General features: G+C 63.9%; 1 pseudogene. It reads left to right on the top strand.

Annotated features, from left to right (window positions below):
- Position 1 precedes the first annotated feature (1 nt).
- Positions 2 to 230: pseudogene (locus tag AC0IX4_RS23440) on the top strand (fatty acid desaturase family protein); the annotation flags it as partial.

Here is a 230-nt window from a genome sequence, read left to right as displayed (position 1 = left end):
CATCCACTCCTCCGTGTGGGACTGGGACACGGCATCCACCGCCGAGGCGTGGAAGCACTCCCACAACGTCGTGCACCACACGTACACGAACATCCGCGGCAAGGACAAGGATCTCGGCTACGAGATCATGCGCATCGATCCCACCCAGCCCTGGTCGCCGGTCTACCTCGCGCAGCCTTGCTACAACCTGCTGCTCACGGCGTTCTTCGAGTGGGGCGTCGCTCTCCACG

The organism is Rhodococcus sp. AC861 (genome assembly GCF_979256035.1).
Note: the sequence above shows the minus strand (reverse complement) of the source record. Positions and strands in the feature narration are given on the sequence as shown.